Origin of the sequence: Paenibacillus shirakamiensis (assembly GCF_017874255.1) — a bacterium.
Taxonomy (GTDB): Bacteria; Bacillota; Bacilli; order Paenibacillales; family Paenibacillaceae; genus Fontibacillus; species Fontibacillus shirakamiensis.
The window spans coordinates 290234-308848 of sequence record NZ_JAGGLD010000003.1 but is presented as its reverse complement, the minus strand read 5'-3'; the positions used below and the strand labels follow the sequence as shown (position 1 = coordinate 308848).

Below are 18615 nucleotides of genomic sequence, written 5' to 3'. Positions count from 1 at the left end.
AACCTAATTCTATTTTATCATGTATTAGAAATAAAGTCAACTATCGTATTTGCAAGGATGAAAGGGTGAATCGCATTGAGCATGACGGATCAGGATTGGCAGGAAGAACAGACCCGTGTTAAGGAAGTTACTCAGCTTATTGAAGGACGCATTCGCAAATTGGAACAGGAAGTAGGATCCGTCCGAGGCGATGTGGTAGAGATGCGTAAAGACTTCTGGGATGAAGTTACGATGAATTTCAGCGAGTCGGATGATGTGGGTGAGACTTCTACGAGTATGCGTCAACAATCGGAGATCCTCTCGGATCGGGAGAGAAGCCATTTACATGCCTACGCAGAACTCAGCAAAATGAAAAGATTGCATCAATCCCCTTATTTTGGACGTATCGACTTTACCGAGAAAGGTGAACCCGGAGAAGCTGTATATTTAGGAATAGCCTCCCTCTTGGACAAGAAAGATGAGCATTTCCTTGTCTACGATTGGCGTGCACCTATATCGAACTTATATTATGACAGTACTCCAGGGCCAGCGTCGTATCACACGCCTTCAGGTCAAATTAGCGGTACGATTGAGCTGAAACGGCAATATGTTATTCGAGATGGGCATATTAAGTTTATGTTCGATACAGGGGTGACCATTGGAGATGAATTGCTCCAACAAGTTCTCAGCCGGACGTCAGACGCTCAGATGAAAAGTATCGTAGCTACCATCCAGCAGGAGCAGAACCGAATTATTCGGAATGATCGAAGCCGAATACTGATTGTGCAAGGTGCTGCTGGAAGCGGTAAAACCTCGGCAGCCCTGCAACGTGTAGCCTATCTACTGTATAGATATCGGGAGCAATTGACAGCGGATCAGGTTATTTTGTTCTCGCCGAATCCAATGTTCAATAGTTACGTTTCTACCGTGCTGCCAGAGCTTGGCGAAGAGAACATGAGACAGACTACGTTCCAAGAGTATTTGGAACATCGCATCGGAAGGGAATATCAACTTGAAGATCCGTTTATTCAGATGGAATATGTCTTATCCTCTTATGAAAAAAAAGGGTATACCGCTCGTATCGCAGGCATTCAGTACAAATCTTCCCAGCAATTTTATCATGTGCTCAATCGATATAAGGAACTTCTGGAGCACACAGGGATGCAGTTCAGGCCTTTACGATTTCAGGGGCAAGAAATCGTCTCCGCGGCGGATATTGAAGCGAAATTCTATGCGTTTGATCCCTCTGTACGCTTGTCTAATCGTTGTGAACTTTTGAAGGATTGGCTCTTGAAAGCACTATCGGAATTCGCTCGCAAGGAACTGAAGAAGCCATGGGTAGAAGAACAATTGCAATTGCTGGATAAAGAGGAATATCAGCGCGCATATCGACGGATGCGCAGGAAAAAAAGAGGAAAAGGGGATACCTTTTCTGACTTTGAAGATGAACATATCATTTTGGCAAAAATGTTGGTTAGCTCTAGACTGAAACCTCTGCGCAAATGGGTCAAGGGCATTCGTTTTGTGGACACTAAGAAGATGTACGCTACATTATTTGATTCCTCTGAACATATAGCCAAACTGAGTGACCGCCCTCTCCCTGAGGAATGGGCAGATATTTGTAGCTTCACTTTAGATCATCTGCGTCAAGGCAACCTGGCTTATGAAGATGCAACTCCAATGCTGTATTTGAAGGAAATGATCCTTGGCTTCCGTTCTAATACCAACATTCGGCATGTCTTTATTGATGAAGTACAAGATTATTCTCCATTTCAGCTTTATTTCTTGAAACATCTGTTCCCTAGAGCGCGTATGACGGCGTTGGGGGATCTGAATCAAGCTATTTATGTTCATGCCTCTGTGCTTCAGCAATCCTCCGTGCTTCAAGATCTATATGGTCCTGAGGAAAGCGAAGAAATTACGTTAACGCGGAGTTATCGTTCGACGCAAGAGATTGTGAACTTTACGAAGGCTATGATTTCAGGTGGAGAGCATATTATTCCTTTCAATCGACGTGGAGAGCTTCCTGTTGTAGAAATAGTTGGGAATAAAGAGCAACTTCAAGCTCAAATTATCAATGAAATTCAACGCCTAAAGAGGGAGGATTATGAGACGATTGCTGTGATATGTAAAACGGCAGCAGAGGCAGAAGAAGCCTATACCGCTTTACATGAGCAGGTGCCCGTCAAACTCATTAAAAAAACAACGATGTCATTCGAGCAAGGGATACATATTATCCCGGCCTATTTAGCTAAGGGAGTGGAGTTCGATGCTGTTCTTATCTATAATGGGTCTGAAGAAATATACGCTCGGGAGACGGAGCGAAAGCTATTTTATACAGCATGTACGAGAGCAATGCATTGGCTCCACATTTACTCGCTAGGACAACCTAGCCCGTTCATCCTGTCTGCACGCAATCAGGATTATGTAAGGATAGATGAGATGTAATCTTCGAATATTTCCACACGAAAATAACCACACTATGTAGAGTTCCAATCTTTACTTGGAAGCCGAGAGGTGGTGGTGTTGGGATGGATAACAAAAAAGGGAGTCTACTCGCACTTGCCTCCATACCGCTGATTATGACTCTTGGCAATTCGATGCTTATTCCCATACTTCCTCAAATTGCGAGACAACTTCATATTAGTTCATTTGAAGTCAGTATGTTAATCACCGTGTATGGTGTCGTTGCCATTTTACTTATTCCTATTGCGGGATATTTATCGGATAAATTCGGAAGAAAAGCGGTTATTATCCCTAGCTTAATTATTACCGGTCTTGGAGGTGCTTTATCTGGCCTTGCCTCATGGATTGGGGAGGGTATGACGGTATATTGGATTATACTCGCTGGACGTTTGTTACAGGGAATTGGAGCTGCGGGTGCTTTCCCCATTGTCATTCCCTTAGTAGGGGACATGTTCGAGAATGAAGACGATGTAAGTAAAAGTCTGGGTCTCATCGAGACATCCAATACATTCGGTAAAGTGCTGAGTCCGATTCTAGGTGCTGCACTTGGATTGTGGCTTTGGTATCTCCCATTTTTAGCTATTCCGCTGTTATGTTTGGTGGCACTTGGCTTAGTGATTTTCTTAGTGAAGTCTCCTCCCCGAAAAGAAGATCCACCATCCTTACGCACGTTTCTTAAAGGGGTCAAAAAGATTTTAAAAATAAAGGGACGCTGGCTGTATGCCATCTTTGCCATCGGTGGAATTTGTATGTTTTTGTTGTTCGGCGTTTTATTTTACTTGTCAGAACAATTGGAGAGCAAGCATCATCTGAAGGGAGTAGTGAAAGGTCTTGTTCTTGCTATTCCCTTAGCTGCACTATGTCTGGCATCGTATATTACTGGAAAAAAAATAGGCAAAAATAAAGTGCTGATGAAGTGGTGCAGCGTAGCTGGAATGATTTTGTCCACAGGGGCTTTATTCGGCATCAGTATGTTCAATCATATTTATTTCGTCATTTCTTGCTTGATTATATGCGGGGCGGGTATTGGTATTGTTCTTCCATGTACAGATGCTCTTATAACGGAGGGAATTGAAAAGGAAGCAAGAGGAACGATCACTTCACTGTATAGTAGTATGCGCTTCATAGGTGTAGCTTTGGGTCCCCCGGTTGTGTCGGTGTTGGTTAAGACCAGTCATATGACCATGTTTTTTGTGATCGGTGGAGTATCCTTGCTTGCCGTAATTCTTATCTTGTGCGCGGTCAAGCCGGACAAAGATGGGGGAGGAAAAGAGGCCGATTCTAAGTCGAATCCGAAGCCTCGGCCTGCCTAGTTAAGGTAGAACAGTCTGTCCTTTAGCGGAGAGGCTGTTTTGCTTTTAATGAAAAGGCTATCAGACGATAGGAACATTTGTTATGATAGATGATAGAGTATACATATCAGGAGGCTATGCTAATGAATGGGAAGCAGGCAGCAGGATATCTGGCCGCAGATTGGGTTAAAGATGGCATGACGGTAGGGCTAGGAACGGGATCTACAGCTTACTGGGCAATTGAGAGGTTAGGGCAACGCGTGGCGGAAGGATTGTTAATTCAAGCTATCGCTACTTCTTCAGCATCGGAGGAGCTAGCACGCAAGTATCACATCCCTATGATTGAAGCAGCTCAAGTAGATCGGTTGGATTTAGCTATTGATGGTGCGGATGAAGTAGATCATGAATTGCAGCTCATTAAAGGTGGCGGCGGAGCGCTCTTAAGAGAAAAGCTTGTAGCTCTACAAGCTGATCATTTTATTGTCGTTGCCGATGATAGCAAGAAGGTAGATCAATTAGGTGTATTCAAACTTCCTATTGAAATTGTTCCTTTTAGTTATGAATGGACGCTTCGTAAGCTCCGTTCCTTGTATCCTGCAGACTTCCAGCTAAGACAGCAAGATACGAATCAACTGTATGTGACGGATAACGGGAACTACATTGTGGATGCGGCTTTTGGCCGAATTGAAGATGCTGCGCTTTTGGCGCAGGAACTTGATCATGTCACAGGCGTTGTGGAGCATGGACTATTCATTGACATTACGCAGACCCTAGTTCTAGGTTTTGCTGATGGTCATACAGAAGTTATAGAGAAAAAATAGCTTCTTGCTTATACAAACCAGCCACTACAAGGCTGGTTTTTTATTTTTATTTGGAATTTGAATCCTTGCACCCTTAAAGCCTACAGGATAAATCAGAAAAGGTGGTATTATACTATGGAAAAACAAAAAAGACAATAGTTATTTTCTAGAAACTATTGCTTTTAGGAAGAAAGTGTAGTATTTTGAAATAGGCAGAGGAAAATAAAGGAAGGGAGGCGAGACAAAATGGAAAAAATGTGCATGCAAATGATGATGAACATGTGTATGGAAGATATGATGAGCAAAATGAACAGCATGAAGATGATGATGAATTGTTGCTCCGAAATGAACATGATGGACATGGGTATGGATATGGACATGATGATGAACAAAATGCAAGACTGTGATGAAATGATGACCATGATGATGACAATGATGCGTGAGATGAAACAAACATCCATGTAATGTAATCTGCAATATTACCGGTAAAGCTATCATTACTCAAATCTAAAAATTCAGTGTCGAGGTAATCCCCAAAATTACCAAGATACTCATGTCATCAGGCAAAGCAGACCAACTGCATGCCTGTTTTTGTTTTATACATATATATGTTATGGATTACTGTTTTGCTTTTATTTTTTGGGATAGTGAAATTCTCTCCCGCTTCAAATCCCACATTTTTTCTAGAAGCAATTGTTTGGTGGTCTCATCTGCACTTTTACGAATTTGAATGAAGAGATCCATCATTTTTGAATTTACCTCATCGAATTGTCTCCAGAGTAAATCTTCTGCAGCTTGCCGGAATTCCTCTTCACTTAAATCAGGGAGTGTCTTTAAAGTCTCCATGAGATCTAATTGCCAAGAAAGATCACCCATATGCTTGGCATAATTCAACAGGTCGAGATAATCGTCTACCCGCTGTGTACTATATTTGACTGGAGTCTGAATCATATTCTCACCTTCAATTATGTTATATACCAAGTATTATACTTGGAATTATATGAAATGCAACTGTAATTTAATGCATTTCACAATTTATTTTTTTTGCAGTAGAATGGGATTACTTATCTATTCAGGAGGATTTCAAATTGCTAATTGATGTAAAAGAATATGTGAATCGTGCGGATATTGCATCTTTACTTGAAGTTGCGGTCTATTCCGATGAAGAGGAACTTGCGTCAGCAACTCATCTCTATACTATAGATTCAGCTTATCAGCTTTATGCGCTGCGGCAGGAAGAGGATTGGGTAGGGGTGATTGGGTACAAGCTACTTGAGGACGATACTTTTCAAATTGAACATATTGCAGTGTCTCCCGAACACAGAGACCAAGGGTATGGGCGCGCGTTAGTACTAGAACTGTTAATAGACCAGTCTCCCCAGCGTCTGATCGCCAAGGTGGATGAAGAGGTCGTGGATTTTTACCGAAGCATTGGGTTCGTAGTTGTTAGTCTGCCAAGTGAGATCCCTGGGATTGAACAATATCTGTGTACTTATGAAGCGGAACCCCCTACAGACGAAGCTTAACTTTTAGGTAATGATATTTAGGTAATCTATACATTTCCCTTTGAATCTGTTCAGATTTGAAGGGTTTTTGTTATGCCAATATACGGAAGATATTGGATTGACAATGGCTGCTTATCGCTATATAGTTCTATAGGTGAACTGTTTTACTGTAGAATCATTGTCCCAATTTTAGATGAGTGGATACTAGTTGTGAACGAGGGAAGGAAAGGAAGGAGCGCGAAGCATTGAGCCAGGAACAGTCCAAAGTTATTATCGAAAGATATATAAATGCATCTTTTCAGGTCACGAAGAAGCTGAATAGTGAGATTCTAGATGCTTTTGGTGCAGATATTACATTGGAACAATTTCAGATTATGTATTCGATTCGGGCGAAGGGTACTGCAACTTCTACAGAACTCGCCGATGAATTTTGCGTAGGTAAAAGTTCAATCACGGCTATGATTACACGCTTGGTTGATCGGGGATTAATCGAACGTACTAGGGATCTTCAAGATCGAAGAATAGTCTATCTATCTTTGACAGATGAAGGAACGATCGTATTTCATAACGCCTACAATCAAGTTCAGTCGGTGGTGTCCTCCTATTTGGTTCATTTCAGTCAGGAAGAGATTGATGCATTTATCGTTACGTTTGAGAAATTAGCTCGAATTGTGGGAGACGGAGGTCAAGAGAAATGAGATTTATACTAAAAACCAGATGGCTTGTCATGCTGGTATGGGTCATTGTAGCGGTTGGATTAATGCTTGCAGCGCCTTCAATGACCGATCTGGTACGGGAGAAAGGAAATGTGTCCGTTCCTGATGGATATTCATCTTCAGAAGCTTCGGTAATTTTGAAAGAACTTGCGGAAATGAAGGGCGGAGGGAAAGAAAGTCAGGTCGCGCTTGTATTCCATCAGGATGAAGCCATCTCTACAGCCGGCAAACAATCGATACAACAAGGTATTGAAAAGCTAAATGCCAATAAGGCAAAGCTGGGGATTGATTCGATCACGGATCCATTTAGTACCCCTGATGCAGCAGAGAAGATGATATCCAAAGATGGGCGTACGATTTTAACGGCTATAGCTGTGAATACAGACCAACGCCCTGTGAAGGATATTGCAGCAGACATTCGTAGTTCGTTAAGTTCTGTTACAGTTAAGCACTACTTGAGTGGGCAGGAACTCATCAATGAAGATAATGTAACTAGCTCAGAACAAGGCTTGAAAAAATCAGAATATTTCACGGTTATTTTCATCTTGCTTATTTTGTTCTTAATGTTCCGTTCATTTGTCGCTCCATTTATCCCGTTACTTACAGTAGGGTTCAGTTATATCGTGTCTCAATCGATTGTGGCATTCCTCGTGGATTCTGTGAATTTTCCACTCTCGACGTATACTCAAATCTTCATGGTAGCGATTATGTTCGGGATTGGAACGGATTATTGTATCCTGCTCATCAGTCGATTTAAGGAAGAATTACAGCATACGGATGATACGTGGGAAGCGATTGTAGCAACGTATCGGACCGCTGGCAAAACAGTATTTTTCTCAGGTCTTGCCGTACTCGTTGGGTTCTCGGCTATTGGTCTATCGAAGTTCATTCTATACAAATCAGCTGTAGCGGTAGCTATTGGTATCGCTGTAATGCTGGTTGCGTTAGTCACCATTGTTCCATTTTTCATGGCCGTCCTAGGCAAAAAGATTTTTTGGCCAGCTAAGGGTTCCTTAGAACATAAAGAGAACAAGCTTTGGGGTGCCGCAGGTTCTTTTGCCATCAAGCGCCCTTGGGCCGCCATGCTGGTTGTTGTCATCTGTACGGTGCCTTTCTTAATCACTTATTCGGGTAAAGTATCGTTCAATAGTATGGAAGAAATAGGCGAGAAATATGAATCGGTGAAAGCTTTCAATATTATTTCCGAAAGCTTTGAACCCGGAGAAGCATTACCTACTTCTATTGTAATAAAGAATACAGAACGCATGGATAATGCAGAATATATGGCTTTGGCTGAGAAAATAAGCCGAGAAGTAAGCCAGGTTGATGGTGTCTCCAGCGTCCGTGGTCTGAGTCGTCCAACCGGAGATGAAGTGGAAGACTTCCAGTTGAACAAACAGGTTCAAACAGTGGGTGAGGGACTAGGTAAAGGCAATGATGGTCTGAATACCATCAAAGAAGGATTGTCCAAAGCTAGTAATTCGTTAAGCGAGAATGAACCTAAATTGAAAGAAGCTGCTGATAGCACAGGCAAGCTTGCCGCGGGCACAGAGAAACTCAAGAACGGCATATCTCAGCTTAGCGGAGGACTATCGACCATTGAGTCAGGAATTCGCAGCGGTTCTGCCGGGGCAGGGCAATTGAAGCAAGGTCTAAGCCAAGCGAAGAAGAGCGCACAGCAACTTGCTACAGCTCAGCAACAACTGCTTGATTCTTATCAGAAAATTGGCAAAGGCGTAGGTTCAATCAGTGGTGGATTATCGGGTGTTAATAAACAGTTGGCCGGCATTGCTGCGGGACTCAATGGATTATCCACACGGTTCACAAGCCTTGAAAGTAAGTATCCAGAACTTGCAAAAGATCAGGATTACTTAACCATCCGAGGAACGGTTACCGAGACTGGAAAAGGTACAGAGCAGATCTCAGCTGGCCTCAAACAGCTCCAAACCTCACTTGCTCAAGCCTCTTCAGGGTTAACTCAGGCGAACCGTGGATTGGGTAAGGTTGCTTCAGGTCAAACGGCTTTCGCGGGGGGATTCGATCAACTCATAGCTGGAATTACAAAGCTAGAGTCGGGCTTAACGCAAGCTGCCGATGGTCAAGGGCAGATCGTTGGGAAAATTCCTGCAGTGGTCAGCGGTCTGGCTCAGATTCAAAGCGGGCAGGAACAAGTTCAAAATGGCTTCAATCAGTTCTCTGGACAGATTTCCAAGCTTACAGACGGACTCAGTCAAAGTGCGGATGGAATTGCTAAAGTGAGCGGTGGACTAGATACAGCCAAAAATTATCTGACGCAAGTAGGCGAGTCCAAGACAGGCTTAAGTGGATTCTATGTACCTGCTGAGGCGCTTAACAATAAAGATGTAACCAAGTTGTTTGACACGTACTTGTCCAAAGACCGTAAGATCATGACACTGAATGTCGTCTTCTCGGATAATCCGTATGGTACTAAGGCGATCAGCGAGGTAGATCAGGTTAAAGCAGCTGTATCTCGTGCGGTGGAAGGAACCAAACTTTCAAAAGCCAATATTGCATTTGGAGGGGTAACAAGTACATTTAACGACCTGAAAAATATTTCGGATGCAGACTACTCACGTACAGTTGTACTGATGTTAGCGGGAATCTTTATTATTCTAGTGCTGCTGTTCCGTTCTATCATCATGCCACTATATTTGATTGCTTCACTTGTATTAACGTTCTATACTTCTCTCGGAATCACTGAGCTTATTTTTGTGAAGATTATGGGCATTTCCGGCATCAGCTGGGCTACTCCATTCTTTGGCTTTGTCATTCTAATTGCACTAGGGATCGACTACAGTATTTTCCTTATGGATCGATTCAATGAGAACAAGCACTGGAGCGCTACCGATGCCATCTTGCATGCGATGAGAAATATGGGTACTGTGATATTGTCGGCAGCCGTCATTCTGGGCGGTACCTTCGCTTCTATGTATCCATCTGGCGTCATGTCTATGCTTCAGATTGCTACGGTTGTACTTAGTGGTCTAGCGCTTTACTCACTTGTGATATTACCATTCTTCATTCCTGTAATGGTGAAAACGTTCGGTAATGCGAACTGGTGGCCGTTCCCTCGTAAGGCAGGAACAAAAACAGGTACCGATTCGACACATCTGCATGGCTAATTAAATAAATCAACAACCACAAAGACCCGATCCCTTTCGTATTAGCGAGAGGGATCGGGTCTTTGTGGATTAAGATCATCAGCCTTGAATTATAGTCTTAAGCGGCTGAACCAGCTCCGCAGAGCCCACTTACGCTCATGCCGTTTTTTATACTTAGGTAATCCTCGATAAATGGCATTGCATTCAGAGAAAGCTTGGCGAGCCTCATCTTTTCTATCTAGGGACTGATAGACATGTCCCAATAGATAGTAGGCTTCACATGAAGAAGAATGGATGCCGCTGAATTTCTCAGCGTAGGCAATCGATTTCTGCGGGTCTTTAGATTTCATGGCAATAGCTAGTCTTAAGTAGGGTTGACCGTATCTTACTCGTTCATTAAGGCGGATAGCCTCAAGTATATAGTTCTCCGATTCATCTATACGTCCTAGACCAAGAGCGGCTTGCCCGAGATCGTCCCAATATTCAGCAGATTGTTCCGACTGGGATCTCATTTGCTCTAGAAGAGTATAGGCTTCGTTGTACCTTTTTCGTTCGAGTAATAGCCGTGCCAAGTCTCTTTTGGCTGTGGCATCGTGAGGGTTCATAGACAACTGCTGACGTAAGGCAGAGATTGTACGCATGCGTTTGAAAGGCTTCGTGATGCTGGGAAAGACTCCTACATATCTTCGATCAATGAAATACACAATGATAAGTAGGAGAAAGATGGCGATAAACGGATTACCAATTAACGCATTAAGCACGAAAAACAGAAAAAAATAACTCATGTTGACCTCCAAATATATATAATTATGTCGATTATAGCATACTAATTGGAAAACATTGTGAGATGTAAAATAATTTAAATGAAGCGGTTTTTTAATAACCTAGTATTTTAATGAGTATAGTTGACTATGTATCAATCAGACGTTATAGTTAAATGGCAATCAAGATAGAGCCTTTGGGAGAGCTATCACTTTTTATGTTCTATTGCAAAAAAATCGTCTCTATTAACTATATAGCCTACTAGACCACTAGAGGCCATCGTTCATATACCTGGTAGGAAGACAACTTCCTTAGTGGTATGAAGATGGTTTTTTTCTGTTGTTCACCTATTTTAAATGTAGATGGAAAGGAAAATGTAAAGTGCGGCCTGCAATATCGGTGAAAGAAAAACCAAAACATTCCCGCTCTATAGCAAGAAAAGGTGTTCATCCGTATATATATCGGGGAATTTCAGCGAGTGCGGTAATTGTAGCTGGGCTATTGTGGTGGCTGATCAGTTCGCTGCATGTAGTAAGTTCTTTATTTATGCCATCTCCTGCAGAAGTGTGGGCAGCGTTCCTTGAGATTATTAAAGATGGATACAAAGGTGAGACCCTCCTAGGACATATTGGGGCCAGTCTATGGCGTTTATTTGTGGCAATAAGTATAGCCTTTGTTACTGCCGTCCCTTTAGGAATTCTGTGTGGAAGATTTCGCTGGCTTCAAGCTATATTTGATCCGTTTGTAGAGTTTTATCGGCCGTTGCCTCCACTAGCCTATTATTCACTTTTGGTTCTATGGTTCGGTATTGAAGATACTTCTAAAATTTTATTGTTGTTCTTAAGCGCCTTTGCTCCTTTGTTCATTACATCAGTATACAGCGTACAACGCGTTCCTAAAGATCGGATTAGTGGAGCGACATCGTTAGGAGCTAAGGGATGGAGCTTGTACATCTATATTATCTTTCCATCTTGTCTACCTGATCTATTAACAGCTCTACGAACAGCGGTGGGCGTTGCTTATTCCACTCTTGTAGCTGCAGAGATGGTAGCGGCCATATCCGGAATCGGTTGGATGGTACTGGACGCTAGCAAATTTCTACGCAGTGATGTGATTTATGTCGGTATTATCATTATGGGTGTGATTGCTGTGCTCATTGATGTTCTCATCCGTTCAGCTATGCATAAATGGTGTCCTTGGACAGAACAATCCTAATTTAGAGTGAATAAAAAGGAGAATTTCTAATGAACCAATATCTAAACTCTCGAAATCTTCCCATTTGCATATGGTTAATGATCGTCCTTTTATTATCAGGCTGCGGAGCTAAAGATGCGGCACTAACTAGTACTACTAAGGGAGAGGGGTCTAGTACATATCCCAAGCAAATTCGAATCGGTTATCAAGTCTCTCCAAATGGAGAACTATTAGCCAAAGCTCTGGGCTTAGCCGAGAAGAAATTTGCCGGAGTTCAGGTGAAGTGGATCAAGTTTGATGCGGGGCGCGATGTGAATGTAGCCATGACCAGTGGAGCTATTGACTTTGGGATGGTCGGTACGCCTCCAGCGGCGAACGGAATTTCTCAAGGTTTGCCTTATCAAATTTACTATATTCATGATGTCATTGCTGAGAGTGAAGCTCTCATTGTGAAAAATGGTGTAGGCATAACTAATTTGCAAGGCACTCAAGGACATAAAATTGCAACGACATTCGGTTCTACATCCCACTTCAGTCTACTATCTGCATTGAAACAAGCAGGTATTAATGAGAAATCTTTAACGATTCTTGATATTCCTGCTCCAGAAATTTTGGCTGCATGGCAGCGTGGAGATATTGATGGTGCATATATTTGGCAACCTACGCAATCCACTCTCATCGAACATGGAGGAAATGTGCTTTTAACTTCAAAAGACGTTGCTGCTAAAGGGGGAATTACTGGGGAAGTAGGTGTAGTACAGAAAGAGTTCCTTAGCAAATATCCAAATGTGGTAAAGGATTATATTTCTGTATTAGATGAGGCTGTTCAGGAGTATCGTGCACATCCGCAGAGCGCATCTGTAGCGTTGTCCAAAGAATTAGGGTTAACAGTAGCGCAGAGTCTTAAAGCCATGAACGAAATCATTGTGCTGGATGCATTACAGCAGACAGAGGCAGCATACATGGGTTCACCTGATAAGCCGGGTCAATTCGGACAGCTACTTAAGGACACGGGGGACTTTTTAGTAGAGCAGAAAACAATTAAATCCTCTGTAAATCTAGCTTCCTACCAGAAGGCACTTCGAAATGATCTCTACCCTGTTAAATAACTAGCGAAAGGAGGCTAGGCTGTGATGATCGCAACACCTACATTCACATCTCATCATTCTGAACCTGTTCATGCTAATCGGAGCACTCAAATCATTGTAGATCAAGTAAGTCTTACCTATCGTCCTGCTTGGGAAGAACCCGTTCTAGACCAGATTAATCTTGAATTAGAGCAAAGTGAATTGGTGTGTGTATTAGGTCCTTCCGGTTGTGGGAAGACATCGCTTTTGCATATTTTAGCTGGATATATTCCGCCCACACGTGGAACGGTGAGAATTAATGGAAAAGAGCATAAAGCTCCCAATTCTTCCGTAGGCGTTGTGTTTCAGCATGCTAATTTGTTTCCTTGGTTATCGATCGCTGGGAATGTAGAGTTTGGTATGAAAATGAAGGGTATCCCCAAGCCGTTGCGCAAGGAGAAAGCCGCCCATTATCTGCAACTTGTTGGACTTCAGGAAGCGGCTTCGAAGCTACCTCATCAATTATCTGGAGGCATGAAGCAGCGAGCAGCCATAGCCCGAACACTTGCCACGGATCCCAGCATTGTGCTCATGGATGAACCTTTTAGTGCTTTGGACGCTCTGACGCGGGAATCGATGCAGATTCATGTTAGAGAACTCTGGGCCAAGACACAAAAATGCATAATGTTCATAACCCATGATGTGGATGAAGCCCTCTTATTATCTAGTCGAATTCTTATTATGCATGCTCGGCCGGGGCGCATCGTTCAAGATTTTAGAAATCCTCTGTATTCCGAAAATAAAGCTCGAAATTTTAATGAACTACGTGCGGATCGTCAATTTTTAGAATTACGAGAATCTTTACTTTCACATATTGCGTCCGTGTAGGTTGAATGAGGTTCACAAAGTCATGGGTCATAAGAATGGAGTCGCTATGGAAATTTATTGGTACTTACCTACAATGGGAGATGGAAGGTATCTAGGTACGAAAGAAGGAGCAAGGGTTACGGATCTCGATTATTTCAGACAGATCGCACAGTCGGTGGACCGTCTAGGTTATACTGGCATACTTGTCCCGACGGGGCATGCTTGTGAAGATCCTTGGGTAGTGGCCTCTGCAATCATGCCTTTTACGCAGCGATTAAAATTTTTGGTTGCTGTGCGTCCAAGTGGTGTCAGTGTATCTATTGCAGCGAGAATGGCCGCTTCTTTTGATCGCTTATCTTCAGGAAGATTATTGATTAATGTAGTGACAGGTGGAGATCCCATTGAAATGGCTGGGGATGGGATTTTCCTTACGCATCAAGAGCGTTATGAAGCCACGGATGAATACTTGACGGTATGGAAGAAGCTTATGGAAGGAGAGACGGTAACATTTCGCGGTCGGCATATTGAGGTAGAGGGCGCAAAGTTATTATTTCCTCCCTTGGAGCAGCAATCTCCTCCTCTGTTCATTGGAGCTTCATCTGAGAGCGGGCATGAAGTAGCTGGCAAACATATCGATCAATATATGACTTGGGCAGAGACACCAGAGATGGTTGCCCAGAAAGTGTTAGATGTTAAGCAAAAGGCAGACGCGCATGGGAGAACCATTCGCTTCGGTCTCCGTGTACAAATCATCGTCAGGGAGACCGAAGAGGAGGCTTGGACAGCGGCCGCAAGGCTTGTTCAGCATATTAGTGAAGAAGAGATTGATTCAGCCCAGCAGGTGCTGGACCGATTCGATTCGGTAGGCCAGCGTAGAATGACAGAACTTGTACGAAGTCACCGAGATCAGCTAGAGCTTAGTCCTAATCTGTGGGCGGGCATAGGTCTGGTTCGCGGGGGCGTTGGCACGGCACTTGTCGGCGACCCAGCTACGGTTGCTGCTAGATTACAAGAGTATGCCGCATTAGGTATCAATACGTTCATTTTGTCTGGTTATCCACATCTTGAGGAAGCCTATCGCATTGCGGAACTTCTTTTTCCATTATTACCTGTACAGTTCTCATCCTTACCTAAAAAGCGAACATTGTCTCCTATGGGCGAAATCTAGGCAGAAAATATACTTCCTAAATAAGTCTCTATAATCTGTTCTTAGAACTACTAAGATTGGGTAATCCTATAATGGAGAGTTTTAGCAAATGGGTATGAGATGGAGGGAGATAGGCGATATGCACAAGTTAGTTCTCATTCGTCACGGAGAAAGTGTCTGGAATTTGGAGAATCGATTTACTGGCTGGACGGATATTGATCTATCTGAAAAAGGAATTGTTGAAGCTAAGGAAGCAGGCAGGCTCCTTAAGGAAGAAAACTTTGTATTCGACATTGCGTATACGTCTTATCTGAAGCGAGCGATCAAAACACTATTTCTTACGTTGGAAGAAATGGATCTTCTATGGATACCGGTGCACAAAACTTGGCAGCTGAACGAGCGACATTATGGAGCACTTCAAGGGCTCAGTAAAGAAGCAACGGCCCTCAAGTATGGGGAGGAGCAGGTCCATCTTTGGCGTAGAAGTTTTGATGTACTTCCCCCTGCGCTGACGAAGGAAGATGGGCGCTATCCTAGGAATGATGTGAAATATCGTGATGTGCCCGATCAGTATATCCCTCTAACAGAGAGTCTAAAAGAAACGATTGTTCGAGTAGAAGAGTACTGGCTGCGTGAGATTATTCCTCAATTGGAAGCCGGAATGAAGATCATTATTGCTGCGCATGGTAATAGTCTAAGGGCGCTTGTCAAATATCTTGATCATATGACGGACGAAGAGGTTCTGGATCTGAATATTCCTACAGGGACACCGCTCGTGTATTCTTTGGATGATAACTTTAAGCCCATAGAGAAATATTATTTAGGCAGTGAACACCGGACGGAGAAGAAAATAGAGAAAGTAGCCGACCCCGGAAAAATTATGGAATAACCGATAAAGCAAGGCTATAAGCCGGGAGCAATGGTTCCTCCTTTTCATAGCATATAGCAAATGGAAAGGAGGACAGCCCATGCAAGCTAGAAGCACGGCGCATGCCCAAGGTATTGATGTATCCCATTGGCAGGGTACTATTGATTGGACTAAGGTAAAAGCATCAGGTAAAAGCTTTGTATTTATTAAAGCTACAGAAGGTACATCGTATACTGATCCACAATTTGTGACCTATGTAAAGGGTGCACGAGCAGCAGGCCTACTAGTAGGCGCTTATCATTTTACAAGAGCATCCAAGCCTGCCGATGTAGCAGCCGAAGTTGCCTATTTCCTAACTACGTTGAATCTTATAGGCGGGGTCGCATCGTTAGATCTTCCTGCAGTGCTAGATGCCGAGACCAAAGAAGCAGGAACACCGGTTAATATTACAGCTACGATCCGAGCTTGGGTCGACGAATTCAAACGACGTACGGGAAAGCTCCCTTTTTTATACACCTATCCTAGCTTTATTGATGCGTACTTGAACGCAAGTCTTGGAGACGTACCATTATGGTATGCCTACTATAGCAGTACGGTTCCTGCGAACAAAGCAGGATGGAATGCCTGGGAATTCATGCAGTATTCAAGTGAAGGTAGCGTAAATGGCATATCAGGAAGTGTGGACATGAATGAGTATCGTGGGACGTTAGCAGATCTCAAAAATGCTTATCAGAAAGCTACTACTCCTATTCCAAATGATCCTCCAGCACCTGCACTACAGTGGAAAGAATCCGGCAGACAATGGTTAATTGAACATGCTGGTATTAGCCCAGATTGGAAAGCATCGGATGTTATTGATATCGGTACACTAGGTGCGATCTTATCTAAATATATGGACAAAAATTCTACTCCATAAGGAGTGGATTTTTTTATTTTGTAGCTAGGTAAATAAATTGGTTAGAGGAAAAAGAATTGCCAAATGACTGTCTTTTGAGGTTTTGGACAACACTGTTTCTCTAGACCCACTCAAAGTGTAGAGGTTACTATGTAAAGACACTATTTTTTCTTAAGGCAGGTTATGAGATCAATGCAGGCTAGGAATAAGACAATTGTTGCGGTATGGATTAGTTTGATAAGTAATGTACTTTTGACAGGGCTTAAGATCGGGGTAGGTTTATTATTCAAAAGTCAGGTGCTTGTTGCAGATGGAATACATAATGCTGGAGATGTTGTAGCGACCTTTGCTGCATTGACGTCTACGAAAATTGCTCAAAAACCCGCCGATGATGATCATCCCTATGGTCATGGTAAAGCGGAAGTGCTGGCTTCTGCAGTAGTCGCCATCATTCTTGCTTTGGCGGCTCTTCTGATGATTGTAAAGTCTGTAGAAGCTTTATTTGAACCCCCTGAGGCTTCAAGTTACATCGCTCTAGGAGCGGCGGTTATTTCTCTAATATGGAAGCAAACGTTATATGTATACTGTATTCGTATTGGAAGAGCGGAGAATAGCAAAAGCTTAATGGCCACGGCCTATGATCATATCGCTGATGTCTATGCTTCAGCCGCAGCGGTAGCAGGGATTGGGCTTTCTTTAATAGGAGATCATTATCACATTCCCTTTACAGAATATGGAGATCCACTGGCTGGATTAATTGTATCTTACTTTGTAATTAAGCTAGCTTATCGGATGGGCCGTGAATCGGTGGATGTCCTGATGGACAAAAATTTGTCGGAAGACAAACTGAATGAAATCCGCAGTATTGTGGCAGCAGTGAATTATGTGAAGAGAATTGACCGTATACGGGCGCGAGAATTGGGGAACTACATTATTATAGATGTTAGAGTAAGCATACCCAATGATTTGACGGTTCAGCAAGGGCATGATGTAAGTAAAGAAATTCGCGATACAATCAAACATAAAATGAATTATGTAGAAGAAGTGTTGGTTCATATTAACCCTTGGTATCCCGCCTCAATGGACAAAATTCGTGGAGAAGTATAGAAATGCCGCAAGACAACTGATAACGAATAAAATAATGATCCCGGCAAACACTAATAAAGTCTTCTCGAAGGAGTCTAATTTCTTCACAAAAATCTCTCCTTATTTAAAAAGTTAACTAATTATACAATAATATCCAAAATAACTGTGAGTAAAAATTATTGGTCTCCTAAAAGATTCATACACTTTGTGTAGGGATCTTTTTTTAATCTATTGATACAGGAACATATGTTCTTGTATAATATATATATTCTAGCCCAAGGGACGGTCGATTTCATATGTTGCCTGATTTTGAACGGAAATTGTTGAGAATTATGTATAATTACGCAGCCAAGTATAGAAAAATGCCTAGCATGATTGAGCTGCAACGTCTAACTGGGCGATCCCATGCCGAGGACATTCGAGCTGCGCTACTGGTTTTAGAGAAAGAACGGTATATTCTATGGGAGAATCAATCGGATATACAACGCATCACTATTCTTGAGGGTTGGGAAAGATCTTAGGGTACAGAGGGATTTTGTAGAAATGGGTGAGTGTCCAATCCAAGGAAAGAATCGCCGAATACAATGCATGGTACGTTAATTACAAGGAGGTTATCTCAATGGGTGAAGTAGCAGGCGGATACGGTGGTTTTACTTCCACAGGAGCAATTTTGGTATTGTTCATTCTTCTCGTAATTATCTCTAAATCGTTCTTGCTGTAATGATGATACAGGAGTAGACGAGAACCAGAACCAAGCAGAACCCCGGAAGTCTCTTTGGAGACCTTCGGGGTTCTCTCATGCAAGTGAATTTTGAGTATAAGGCGATCATGGATTTTATGGGAGTAGTG

Annotated in this window: 18 protein-coding genes; 16 read left to right on the top strand and 2 right to left on the bottom strand. The window is 42.7% G+C overall.

Annotated elements, in window-relative coordinates; translation table 11 throughout:
• The first annotated feature begins 81 nt into the window (after positions 1-81).
• The 4 genes from helD to J2Z69_RS10880 all read left to right on the top strand — a co-directional run bounded on the left by helD (position 82) and on the right by J2Z69_RS10880 (position 5002).
• The gene (gene helD / locus J2Z69_RS10895; RefSeq protein ID WP_209862111.1) at positions 82-2427 is read left to right on the top strand and encodes an RNA polymerase recycling motor HelD; all 2346 of its coding nucleotides are present in this window, start codon (positions 82-84) and stop codon (positions 2425-2427) included.
• 83 nt (positions 2428-2510) lie between these two features.
• Positions 2511-3758: a bacillibactin exporter BcbE gene (gene bcbE, locus J2Z69_RS10890; protein WP_209862109.1), complete on the top strand. Its 1248-nt coding sequence runs from the start codon at positions 2511-2513 to the stop codon at positions 3756-3758.
• A gap of 122 nt (positions 3759-3880) precedes the next feature.
• The gene (rpiA, locus tag J2Z69_RS10885; protein ID WP_209862108.1) at positions 3881-4558 is read left to right on the top strand and encodes a ribose-5-phosphate isomerase RpiA; all 678 of its coding nucleotides are present in this window, start codon (positions 3881-3883) and stop codon (positions 4556-4558) included.
• Positions 4559-4783: 225 nt separating this feature from the next.
• Positions 4784-5002, top strand: a complete 219-nt coding sequence (locus J2Z69_RS10880) for a hypothetical protein (RefSeq protein ID WP_245339210.1) — start codon at positions 4784-4786, stop codon at positions 5000-5002.
• Positions 5003-5155: 153 nt separating this feature from the next.
• Here the strand turns inward: J2Z69_RS10880 and J2Z69_RS10875 are convergent, their stop codons facing one another.
• Positions 5156-5488: a hypothetical protein gene (locus tag J2Z69_RS10875; protein WP_209862104.1), complete on the bottom strand. Its 333-nt coding sequence runs from the start codon at positions 5486-5488 to the stop codon at positions 5156-5158.
• Between the two features lie 137 nt (positions 5489-5625).
• Between J2Z69_RS10875 and J2Z69_RS10870 the strand changes: the two genes are divergently transcribed.
• The 3 genes from J2Z69_RS10870 (at position 5626) to J2Z69_RS10860 (ending at position 9901) form a co-directional block, all read left to right on the top strand.
• Positions 5626-6063: a GNAT family N-acetyltransferase gene (locus J2Z69_RS10870; protein ID WP_209862102.1), complete on the top strand. Its 438-nt coding sequence runs from the start codon at positions 5626-5628 to the stop codon at positions 6061-6063.
• Positions 6064-6287: 224 nt separating this feature from the next.
• Entirely contained in the window at positions 6288-6740 is a 453-nt protein-coding gene (locus J2Z69_RS10865) for a MarR family winged helix-turn-helix transcriptional regulator (RefSeq protein WP_209862097.1), read from the top strand.
• A complete protein-coding gene (locus J2Z69_RS10860; protein WP_209862094.1) occupies positions 6737-9901 on the top strand; it encodes an MMPL family transporter in 3165 nt (1054 codons plus the stop codon). Before J2Z69_RS10865 ends, J2Z69_RS10860 begins: the two co-directional genes overlap by 4 nt.
• A gap of 89 nt (positions 9902-9990) precedes the next feature.
• Here the strand turns inward: J2Z69_RS10860 and J2Z69_RS10855 are convergent, their stop codons facing one another.
• Entirely contained in the window at positions 9991-10665 is a 675-nt protein-coding gene (locus tag J2Z69_RS10855; RefSeq protein ID WP_209862091.1) for a tetratricopeptide repeat protein, read from the bottom strand.
• Between the two features lie 376 nt (positions 10666-11041).
• Here J2Z69_RS10855 and J2Z69_RS10850 point away from each other — a divergent pair, with 376 nt between their 5' ends.
• The 9 genes from J2Z69_RS10850 (at position 11042) to J2Z69_RS10810 (ending at position 18487) form a co-directional block, all read left to right on the top strand.
• A complete protein-coding gene (locus tag J2Z69_RS10850) occupies positions 11042-11857 on the top strand; it encodes an ABC transporter permease (RefSeq protein ID WP_342591580.1) in 816 nt (271 codons plus the stop codon).
• 29 nt (positions 11858-11886) lie between these two features.
• On the top strand, positions 11887-12945 hold the full coding sequence (locus J2Z69_RS10845) for a taurine ABC transporter substrate-binding protein (RefSeq protein WP_209862089.1): 1059 nt from the start codon (positions 11887-11889) through the stop codon (positions 12943-12945).
• Positions 12946-12969: 24 nt separating this feature from the next.
• The gene (locus J2Z69_RS10840) at positions 12970-13791 is read left to right on the top strand and encodes an ABC transporter ATP-binding protein (RefSeq protein WP_209862679.1); all 822 of its coding nucleotides are present in this window, start codon (positions 12970-12972) and stop codon (positions 13789-13791) included.
• Positions 13792-13837: 46 nt separating this feature from the next.
• Positions 13838-14938, top strand: a complete 1101-nt coding sequence (gene ssuD, locus J2Z69_RS10835; RefSeq protein ID WP_209862674.1) for an FMNH2-dependent alkanesulfonate monooxygenase — start codon at positions 13838-13840, stop codon at positions 14936-14938.
• A 118-nt stretch (positions 14939-15056) separates the two neighbouring features.
• Positions 15057-15806, top strand: a complete 750-nt coding sequence (gene gpmA, locus J2Z69_RS10830) for a 2,3-diphosphoglycerate-dependent phosphoglycerate mutase (RefSeq protein ID WP_209862086.1) — start codon at positions 15057-15059, stop codon at positions 15804-15806.
• Positions 15807-15885: 79 nt separating this feature from the next.
• Positions 15886-16701, top strand: coding sequence for a glycoside hydrolase family 25 protein (locus J2Z69_RS10825; RefSeq protein ID WP_209862085.1), 816 nt, complete (start codon positions 15886-15888; stop codon positions 16699-16701).
• A 162-nt stretch (positions 16702-16863) separates the two neighbouring features.
• Positions 16864-17787 carry a cation diffusion facilitator family transporter gene (locus J2Z69_RS10820; protein ID WP_245339209.1) on the top strand — a complete coding sequence of 308 codons (924 nt, stop codon included), beginning with the start codon at positions 16864-16866 and terminating at the stop codon, positions 17785-17787.
• A 275-nt stretch (positions 17788-18062) separates the two neighbouring features.
• A complete protein-coding gene (locus J2Z69_RS10815; RefSeq protein ID WP_209862082.1) occupies positions 18063-18287 on the top strand; it encodes a hypothetical protein in 225 nt (74 codons plus the stop codon).
• A gap of 98 nt (positions 18288-18385) precedes the next feature.
• Positions 18386-18487, top strand: a complete 102-nt coding sequence (locus tag J2Z69_RS10810) for a YjcZ family sporulation protein (RefSeq protein ID WP_209862079.1) — start codon at positions 18386-18388, stop codon at positions 18485-18487.
• Positions 18488-18615: the final 128 nt, after the last annotated feature.